At 55.2% G+C, this 9,648-nt stretch carries 7 protein-coding genes; 4 read left to right on the top strand and 3 right to left on the bottom strand.

Translation table 11 applies throughout. From position 1 onward, the window contains the following. Positions 1 to 49 precede the first annotated feature (49 nt). On the bottom strand, positions 50 to 1,678 hold the full coding sequence (locus B3P58_RS04755; protein WP_225691411.1) for an acyl-CoA synthetase: 1,629 nt from the start codon (positions 1,676 to 1,678) through the stop codon (positions 50 to 52). 221 nt (positions 1,679 to 1,899) lie between these two features. Beyond that, positions 1,900 to 2,247, bottom strand: a complete 348-nt coding sequence (locus tag B3P58_RS04760; RefSeq protein WP_145467009.1) for a DUF962 domain-containing protein — start codon at positions 2,245 to 2,247, stop codon at positions 1,900 to 1,902. 150 nt (positions 2,248 to 2,397) lie between these two features. On the opposite strand from B3P58_RS04760, the gene B3P58_RS04765 reads away from it, so the two are divergent. From B3P58_RS04765 to B3P58_RS04780, 4 genes are all read left to right on the top strand, one after another. Further along, entirely contained in the window at positions 2,398 to 3,426 is a 1,029-nt protein-coding gene (locus tag B3P58_RS04765; protein ID WP_286716349.1) for an AraC family transcriptional regulator, read from the top strand. 85 nt (positions 3,427 to 3,511) lie between these two features. Then, positions 3,512 to 5,041, top strand: a complete 1,530-nt coding sequence (locus B3P58_RS04770; protein ID WP_286716351.1) for a hypothetical protein — start codon at positions 3,512 to 3,514, stop codon at positions 5,039 to 5,041. Then, entirely contained in the window at positions 5,038 to 6,369 is a 1,332-nt protein-coding gene (locus B3P58_RS04775; protein ID WP_286716353.1) for a di-heme oxidoredictase family protein, read from the top strand. Before B3P58_RS04770 ends, B3P58_RS04775 begins: the two co-directional genes overlap by 4 nt. Before the next feature lie 435 nt (positions 6,370 to 6,804). Beyond that, complete coding sequence (locus tag B3P58_RS04780; RefSeq protein ID WP_145467001.1) at positions 6,805 to 8,025, top strand: polyhydroxyalkanoate depolymerase; 1,221 nt, start codon at positions 6,805 to 6,807, stop codon at positions 8,023 to 8,025. 75 nt (positions 8,026 to 8,100) lie between these two features. Here B3P58_RS04780 and B3P58_RS04785 read toward each other — a convergent pair. After that, a partial coding sequence (locus B3P58_RS04785) for a PAS domain-containing sensor histidine kinase (protein WP_286716354.1) occupies positions 8,101 to 9,648 on the bottom strand: 1,548 nt, incomplete at its 5' end.

Raw genomic sequence — 9,648 nt, forward strand, 5'->3', positions numbered from 1 at the left:
GGGCCTCAGCTGAGGCCCGTTTTTATACGCTGCGGTTAAATCCCGGGTATCAGGACTCTTTAGCCTGAGCGCGCAGAATAAACTTCTGGATCTTACCGGTAGAGGTTTTCGGCAGCTCGCCAAACACCACGTGACGCGGAATTTTAAAGTGCGCCATATTGGCACGGCAGAAATCCATAATCGCAGCAGCGTCTTCTTCAGCACCCGGCTTCAGTTTGACGAAAGCACAAGGCGTTTCGCCCCATTTTTCATCCGGCTTGGCAACCACGGCGGCCTCTTCCACATCCGGGTGACGGTAAAGAATATCTTCCACTTCGATGGAGGAAATATTCTCACCACCGGAGATGATGATGTCTTTCGAGCGGTCTTTGATTTCGATGTAACCATCTTCGTGCCATACCGCCAGATCGCCGGTGTGGAACCAGTCACCAGCAAAGGCCTCTTCGCTGGCGCGCGGGTTCTTCAGATAGCCTTTCATCACGATATTACCGCGGATGAAAATCTCACCAATGGTTTCGCCATCGCGGGCAACCGGCTGCAGGTTATCCGGATCGGCAACCATCAGATCCTGCTGCATCGGGCTCTTCACACCCTGGCGGGCCTTCAGTGCGGCGCGTTCACCCGGCGTGCGGCTGTTCCAAGCGTCGTCCCATTCACACACCACACACGGGCCGTAGGTTTCGGTCAGGCCATACACGTGGGTCACTTTAAAGCCCATGGCTTCCATACCTTCGATCACGGCAGCCGGAGGCGCTGCACCGGCCACCATGGCGTTAACCTGATGTTCGATGCCTTCTTTCATCTCGGCTGGTGCATTGTTCAGCATGTTCAGCACAATCGGTGCGCCGCAGAAGTGCGAGACTTTGTGATCTTTAATGGCGCCATAAATGGCGTCGGCGCGCACATGACGCAGGGAGACGCTGACACCGGCCGCAGCAGCGATGGTCCACGGGAAACACCAGCCATTGCAGTGGAACAACGGCAGAATCCACAGGTATACCGGGTGCTTGCCCATGTCCCAGGAAATAATGTTGTTAGCGGCGTTCAGGTACGCGCCGCGGTGGTGATAAACCACGCCTTTCGGATTACCGGTGGTGCCTGAGGTGTAGTTCAGGGTAACGGCCTGCCATTCGTCCTGTGGCAGATCCCAGGCGAAATCCGCATCGGCTTTTTCCAGCAGCTGCTCGTAGGTCTGTTCGCCCAGCAGTTCACCGCCGTCGAAGTACGGGTCATCAACGGCAATCACCATCGGTTTAACGGCTAGCAGTTTCAGGGCTTTGCTGGCCACGTCGCTGAATTCGCGGTCGACAAACAGAATGCGGGTTTCGGCATGCTGCAGAATAAAGGCTACGGCTTCTGCATCCAGACGGGTGTTGATGGCATTCAGTACCGCGCCACACATCGGCACACCAAAGTGCGCTTCAAACATCGGGGGAATATTGGCACACAGGAAAGAAACGGTTTCGCCGTGCTGGATACCCAGCGACTTCAGGCCAGAGGCCAGACGCACACAGCGCTCGTAGGTTTCGCCCCAGGTGTAGGTGGTGTCCTGATGAATCTGGGCGATGCGGTGCGGGTAAACAAAGGCCGCGCGCTGCAGATAGCTGATCGGCGATAAGGCGGTGTAGTTGGCCTGATTGGCATCCAGACCCATTTCATAAATGTTGTAGTGCTGCATACAGCCCCCGGATAAGCAATGAATACCGGCGCCTGACACACCCTTGTGCGTTGCGCACGCGATGAATGCGGCGCCGGAGAAAGGCAGGCATTAAAAGCCCGCACCTTCTGGGTGTGAATGCGACATAGGTATAAATGGCTAGGTAGTTCTACGGATCGGGGGCTGGTGGCAGGAGGTGCCAGCGCGCCCCGGATTCAGGGCGCGACAGGAGAGGCAGTGGCTTACTTCTGCGGCATTTTCTGCTTGATGCGGCCGGTGAGGAAGTCTTTGATCATCACCCAGTCACCCATAAAGCTCCACAGCGGATACTTGAAGGTCGCCGGCTTGTTGTGCTCAAAAAAGAAGTGACCAATCCAGGCCTGACCGTAGGCGGCAACAAAGGCCAGTGGGATCAGTGAGTACTGACTGCTCCAGATGGCATAGCTGATGATACTGATGGCACTCAGGGTGCCGGTATAGTGCAGCACCCGGCAGGTGCGGTTGGAATGTTCACCGAGATAAAACGGATAAAACTCCGCGAAGCTGTTGAACTCTTTGGCTGCCGGAGTGTATGCGGACTGCTTGCTCATGGTTACCTGCCTTGCCTGATGGCTTGTTATTAGTCGTTGTTGTTATGAGTTGTCTGATCTGTATTCAACATACGACAGCGCGATGGATGCAGATTGGCTTTTCGGGTCAAGTTGTTATCATAATGAGTCATTTATACCCGGAAGATTGTTATGTCACCGCCGCTACAGATCGGTCAGCCACCTCTGGCGACGACCTCCAGCGCCTGGGTGCGTTTGCTGTTGCAGGGCGCGGAAGGCTTTGGCCTTAACAGTACGCTGCTGTGTGAACAGTCCGGAATCGACGCTGCACTGTTGCAGGAGCCGCAGGGTCGGATTCCCCAGACCCGGGTGACGGCGTTGTGGAATGCCATCACCGCGGCCTGCCCGGATGATGATCTGGCTCTGGCCATTGGCCGTGATATCCGCCTCGAGCATGCGCCGGTAATCAGCTTCGCCATGCAGTCCAGCCGTAACCTGCGTGAAGCACTGGAGCGGTTGCTGCGTTTTCACCGCCTGATCGGTGAAGCCATCGATTTACCACTGCAGGAAACCGCACAGGGTGTGCGTATCAGCTTTCATGCCCGCCAGCCGGTGCCGCTGTTGTCGTTACATACCGCCATGGTGGCGCTGGTGGCCATGGCACGCTGGCTGACCCATCAGCCGGTCAGGCCTCTGAACGTCACCCTGCGCAGCCAGCCGCCCAAACACCCGGAACGCTGGCAGCATTATTTTGGCTGCCCGGTGCAGTTCGCCGCGCCACAGAACAGTATCGAATTCAGCCATGAGCTGCTGACGACAGCCGTTGCCGGTGCCAACCCACAACAGGCTGCGGCGCAGGATCTGGCCGCGCGTCATGCGCTGCAACAGCTGAACGAGCAACAGGCGCTGGCCCATGTGCGCTACTGGATCGAGCAGTCGCTGGTACTGGGGGAGCCTGACCGCGCCTGGGTGGCTGGTTGTCTGGGATTAAGCATCAGCACCCTGCAGCGGCGCTTGCGTGCCCGTGGTGTGACCTTCAAGCAATTGCTGGAAGAGGTCCGGCGTGAGCAGGCAAAGCGCTTATTGCAGCAGGGCGTGGCGCTGCCGGAAATCGCCCTGCGGCTGGGGTATCAGGAGCAAAGCAACTTTCAGCGGGCATTCAAGCGCTGGTTTGGAAAAACGCCGGGGCAGGCGAGAGGAGGAGGTCTGGGTGGCTTATAATAATAAAATTCTTATTTGCGAATAATTATCGCTAGATGTATTGTTCGCCGCCTTTGATATTGGTTCTCATTAACGGGTGGCTGCAATGCAACGTTTATTCCTGCCGGTTTTACCGGTTCTGTTTCTGTTGGGCTGTGGTGCGGACAGTGATAACAGCAATGCTCCGGACATCACAGCACCACAACTCAGTGGTCAATTCCCTGTCGATTCGGCGATCTCGCAAAGCCGTTTGCTGACATTGACGGGCATTGTCAGCGACGACAACAAGCTGAGTAGCGTAGAAATTGTCAGCGATGGGCAAAGCTTTCCCGCTGACTTGCAGCTGGATGCCGATGGCCGCAGTGGGCAATTCAGTGCTGCACTCCGCTTGAGCGGTGGTCTCAATACGTATCAGATTGTGGTGAGCGATGCGGCTGGTAACCAGACCCGTGCAAGCCATCAGGCTTATTTCGGTAAGCGGGTTACGGCTGGTGGTGCGCACTCCGGTGCAATTGTTGAAGGCAAAACTTATGTCTGGGGCCGCAATAACAAAGGCCAGCTGGGATTGGGCATGACCAGCAAGCAGGCCAGTGATGAATCCCATCCGCTGACGCCGGTGTTACTGCCAACCAGCAAGACGTTTGTGTCGCTGGCGTTCAATCAGAATGCCTCACTGGCGCTGGCCGCTGATGGTACGGTCTGGAGCTGGGGAGACGGTGCCAATGGTCAGCTCGGACTGGGCAGTGCTGTGGCAGAAACGGCAGATACAAGCACCCGGCTGACGCCGGTACAGGTGCCTGGCATCACCGATGCGGTGTCTGTTGTACGTGGTTACGGTCATTCGCTGGTGCTGCATAACGACGGCACAGTCTCTGCTTTTGGCAGCAATAATCTTGGCCAGTTAGGCGATGGCTCTGCCCTTAACCGTGATTATCCGGTGCGCTTAACTCTGACGGATATTGTGCAGGTAGCCGCATCGTCCGGCAGTTCTTATGCGCTGGATGAGCAGGGCGTTCTCTGGGGCTGGGGCGCCAATGACTACGCCAACCTGGGGTTAGCCAGCGAAGATACCGAGGTTCACAGCACGCCTGTGCAGATTCCGCTGCCGCAAGCGATTACTGCTGTAGCCGCCGGTCGTGATCATGTTCTGGCGCTGGGTAAAAGCGGTCAGGTGTATGCGTGGGGTCTGAACTTCAGCAGTCAGGTGGGTTTATTTGTCAGCGAGCAATGGCCGGAAGTGGTTACAAGCCCGCAGCTGCTGCCGTGGTTCAGCGATGTGCAGGCGGTCTGGGCTAATGGTAATCAGAGTTTTGTGAAGCGCGCCGATGGCAAGGTCTATCCCTGGGGACAGAACATGCTTGGTACGCTGGGTATTGAGCAGGACGATGATGTCGAAGCACCACTGAGCCCGATTCTGCAATTTGATAATGCTCTGGATTTAGGTAACGGGGCGCTGCATACCCTTGGCCTGCGCGGCGATGGTCAGTTGTTCTCCTGGGGCTGGAGCTTTGAGGGATCGCTGGGTGGCAGTGATCTTATTAATCTGTGGGGCTACCGCGTACCGGTATTAGTATCCATACCCGAAGCTGCAGCGGAAGCGGCAACATCTGCGGCGATGGTGACGTCAGCGCCATGATCCGCACTGGTTATTTACTGTTAATCGCGCTGCTGCTGACCGGCTGTGGTGCCTCCGATAACTCCGGCTCCGGCGCTGGCCAACAAACGCAGGTTTGGCTGCCGGTGGGTGGCGCGGCCACGGTTGAATGGCAGGCCTCATTAGGTTTTCTGCAGTTTATTCCGGGCCTGCCGCTGGAGGAACTGGCGCAGGTCTCGCGCGGTCGTGAGCTGTTTGTTGCTGACTGGGAAATGGCGCCCGGCGGGCGTCCGCAACTCGATGGACTGGGGCCGCTGTTTGTCGCCGGGGCCTGCGATCTGTGTCACACCGCCAACGGCCGTGCCGCCAGCTTACTGGCTGACGGCCAGATAGGCAGCGGTTTGCTGTTCCGTCTGGGCGACGCAAATGGCCGGCCTGATCCGCATCTGGGTGGTCAGCTGCAGCCGTTTGCCACCGTCGGGCGTGGCGAAGGCGATGTCAGCTGGCAGGATGATGGCTCTGGTAAGCCACAGTTTGTGCTGAGCAATCCGAGCCATGCACTGGCTGCTGGCATTCACCTTGGGCCACGCTTATCGCCGCAGCTTACCGGGGTCGGTTTGCTGAATCTGGTGCCGGAGGAGCAGATTCTGGCTTATGAAGATGAATCGGACAGTAATGCTGATGGTATTTCCGGCCGCGCCCATCGCCTGCAGCGCGAAGGGCAGGACTGCATTGGCCGCTTTGGCTGGAAGGCGATGCAGTGTTCGCTGCGCGGACAAAGTGCCGGAGCTTTGCAACAGGATATGGGATTAACCAGTGTGGTGAATCCGCAGGAGCCCTGCACGGAACATCAGGATATCTGTACCAGCCAACCGTCCGGCGGAAATCCTGAGGTCAGCGAGGAAGCGCTGGGCCAGATCAATGAGTTCCTTACTGTGTTAGCGGTGTACGGACGACGTGTCAGCGATAACGCGGCCTTTGAACGTGGGGCGCAACTGTTTGCCCAAACCGGCTGCGCGGTCTGTCACCGGCCGACATTAACAACCGCTACCGACGCCGTGCTGGCGCCGCTGCGCGGGCAGACAATCTATGCCTATACCGATTTGCTGCTGCACGACATGGGCGACGATCTCAGCGACGGTGTCGGCGAGGGAAATGCGCAGCCTCAGGAATGGCGTACACCGCCACTGTGGGGTTTGGGTTTGCTGGAAGGTGATGGTGTCAGCCGCTTCCTGCATGATGGCCGGGCGCAAACCTTACCGCAGGCGATTCTCTGGCATGGTGGCGAAGGTCTGGCAGCAAAGCAGGCATTTGAGCAGCTGAGTCAGCAACAACGGGACGATTTACTCAGCTTCTTACGCGCTATCTGAGGTTTTATCTGCGAGACATGGCGCGGACATTATGGGTGATGTCCGCTTTGCCCTCCGGCCCTGGCTGTCTGTCGGGCTTTGCTCCTTTCTGTTGATCTGGTGACGGCTTTTTTTGCTGAATTTCTCATGCTAATGGGTGATTTTTACCGCCAGTCATTCGTTGCCATACAGTTTTAACGGGCCTCATATATAGCTGTCAGCGCGGCTTTTAATAGGGTCTGTGGCGTAAAAACCAGTACAGGTTGCACAAATGACCTGTGGATTTGTCTGTGCTCTTGTTTACAGAGGACAGAAATAGCTCTGATGCGTCTTCCCAAGCGGACAAAAGCTGATCTGCATTGCAGCAAAACCGCTAAGGTTTTCTGATAGGCTAGGGTTATAACAACCAGAATGTTCTCACTGTCACCCGCCGGTGGCAGTCACGGAGGAACGATCATGCTCTACAAAATGAATGCCCAGATTATGGATGCCATGCGCCCGGTGCATGTGCTCGCACGCCATACGCGCAATATGTTTTATCAGCCGTGGAATCCACTGAATTACGGCATCTTTTTTCGTACCGTACGTGCCACGATGGAGCTGACCGAACGACTGACCGATTATTACGAGCAGCCGGACTGGGATCTGGATACCACGGAAATTGATGGCCGTACGATCGGTATTGAATATAAAACCGTGATTGAAAAACCCTACTGCAATCTGCTGCATTTCCGCCGTCGTACCCGCGGTCTGGATCAGCCTAAGGTGCTGCTGCTGGCGCCGTTATCCGGTCACTTTGCTACTTTGCTACGTGGCACTGTGCGTGAATTTTTACCGGACCATGAGGTGTATATCACCGATTGGCGCAATGCCCGCGATGTGCCCATGAGTGATGGCGGTTTCCGTTTCGATGATTACGTTGAGTACTTAATCGAATTTATGGAAAAGCTGGGCCCGGATACCCATGTACTGGCGGTGTGTCAGCCCTGCGTTCCGGCACTGGTAGCGGCCGGCTATATGGCGATGCATAACAACCCGAATCTGCCGAAGAGCATGAGTCTGATGGGCGGCCCGGTGGATGTGCGTATTAATCCGACGGATGTGAATGACTATGCTTCCGGCCGTGATCTGGAATGGTTTGAGGATAATGTTATCTGCCGCGTGCCGCCGGGTTTTAAAGGCCGTGGTCAGCTGGTTTATCCGGGGTTTATTCAGCTGACTGGTTTTATGTCGATGAATATGGACTCGCACATCAGTAAGCACTTCAAGTTTTTCAGTGATCTGGTGAAAGGCGACGGTGAAAGCGCTGAAGCCCACCGGCAGTTTTATAACGAGTATCTGGCGGTTATGGATATGCCGGCGCAATATTATCTCGACACTATCCGCCGGGTATTTCTGGAGCACCAGTTGCCTAAGGGTGAGCTGGAATTCCGTGGTGAAAAAGTTGATCTTAAGGCGATTAAAACGATGGCCCTGATGACCATCGAAGGTGAGCTTGACGATATTACCGGACGAGGCCAAACCGCCTGTGCCCTGGATTTATGCGCCGGTATTGCCAAGAGTAAAAAACAACATCTGGAAGAAGAGGGGGTTGGCCATTACGGTATCTTTAATGGCCGTAAATTCCGCGAAAGCATTGCCCCTAAAGTAAAAGCCTTTATGCAGAAACACGCCTGAGGCTTTATCAGGGCCGGGCCAGTAAAAAAGCTGCCACTGTTATTAACAGAGGCAGCTTTTTTTATGCGCGTCATTTCAGGGCGCTTTTGGCGCCGCCGGTGCTTCCCGGCCGGTATGTAAGCGGGCGATACAGCGCAGCAGTTTTTCTCCGCTCAGTGGTTTTAATACCACATCATCCATGCCAGCGTTCAGACAGGTCTGGCGATCCTGCTCCATGGCGTTGGCGGTAAGGCCAACAATAGGAATACGGCGATGATAGTCATCCATTTCACGCAGCAATTGCGTGGCACGCAGCCCATCCATTACCGGCATATGCCAATCCATTAAAATCAGATCAAAACGTTGCTGCTGACAGAAGTCGAGGGCCTCCTGACCGTGTTCGGCGACGGTTACCTTAATACCGGCATGGGACAGAATTTTTTTGGTCACTAATTGATTGGTGCGGTTATCCTCAACCAGCAGGATTTTCAGATTGGGTATCCTGGGCAACGGATCAAGCTGGTGCGGCGCAGGAATATCCTGCATTAATGCAGGATAACTGAGATTAAATTCAAATACAGAGCCTTTGCCGGGCACGCTGCTGACTTCGATATTCCCGCCTTTGGCATTCACCAGATCTTTGCAGATGGTCAGCCCCAGGCCACTGCCTTCATAACGGCGGGTGGTTGACTGATCGACCTGACTGAAAGGACGGAATAATTTATTCATATCGTCGGCATGAATACCGATACCGGTATCGACAATCCGGAAGCGCAGCTGGTGTTCCTGGCCAAGGCGCTTACTCAGATCAATGGTCAGAGAGACGCTGCCTTCGTGGGTAAACTTAACCGCATTACTGACCAGATTCAGCAGAATTTGTTTTAGCCTGCCGCCATCACCATGCAGCTGATCGGGAATGCGGCTGTCGATATTTACGCTGAAGCGGATGTTCTTTTCCTGTATCGCATGCTGTACCAGACTCTGCACATCTTTCACTGCTTCGCGCAGAGAGAATGGTGCATTTTCCAGCCGGATATTGCCGCTGTCGATACGGGCATATTCAAGAATATCGGAGGTTTGGCGGGTCAGAGCTTCGGTGGCGTTGAGAATCAGCCGGCACAGCTCTTCTTTTTCCTGCGGATCATCACACTTGAGTAATAACTCGGCAGCGCCACGGATTCCATTTAACGGGGTACGCATTTCGTGGCTCATATTAGCCAGAAATGAGGTCTTTACTTCGTTGGCAGCTTCGGCCGCTTTCTGCGCCTGTTTCAGGCGGGTGATATTGCGCGAAATGCCAAAGATATACTGCACCTCACCGGCGGAGCCAAAAATAGGAGAAAGTGTTGTGCTCCAATATTGTGGGCTGCCATCGTGACTGGTCAGCTCCTCAACTTCTTCGTACTGAATGGGCTCTTTACGTTCCATACAGCGTTTGTAGTTGGCGCTGACCTGTTCGTACAAATCAGGGGGCATCAGTTCTCTGATGCCCATATCTTTGGGGGCGGCGGACACCAGTTCGAGGCTCAGCTGCTGCGACAGATTGGTTTTTACAAAATAAAAATCATCTTCGCCAACCCGCAGGATAAACATGTTATCGGGAGAGTTACGCCAGATCTCGTAAAACAGGTGGGTCTCAAGATC

This window comes from Thalassolituus sp. UBA2009, assembly GCF_002335285.1.
GTDB classification, from domain to species: Bacteria; Pseudomonadota; Gammaproteobacteria; order Pseudomonadales; family Oceanobacteraceae; genus Venatoribacter; species Venatoribacter alkanivorans.

Coding starts and splice junctions, on each gene's coding strand:
- B3P58_RS04755 (WP_225691411.1), bottom strand. CDS start 1,678: ATGCAGCACTACAACATTTATGAAATGGGTCTGGATGCCAATCAGGCC.
- B3P58_RS04760 (WP_145467009.1), bottom strand. CDS start 2,247: ATGAGCAAGCAGTCCGCATACACTCCGGCAGCCAAAGAGTTCAACAGC.
- B3P58_RS04765 (WP_286716349.1), top strand. CDS start 2,398: ATGTCACCGCCGCTACAGATCGGTCAGCCACCTCTGGCGACGACCTCC.
- B3P58_RS04770 (WP_286716351.1), top strand. CDS start 3,512: ATGCAACGTTTATTCCTGCCGGTTTTACCGGTTCTGTTTCTGTTGGGC.
- B3P58_RS04775 (WP_286716353.1), top strand. CDS start 5,038: ATGATCCGCACTGGTTATTTACTGTTAATCGCGCTGCTGCTGACCGGC.
- B3P58_RS04780 (WP_145467001.1), top strand. CDS start 6,805: ATGCTCTACAAAATGAATGCCCAGATTATGGATGCCATGCGCCCGGTG.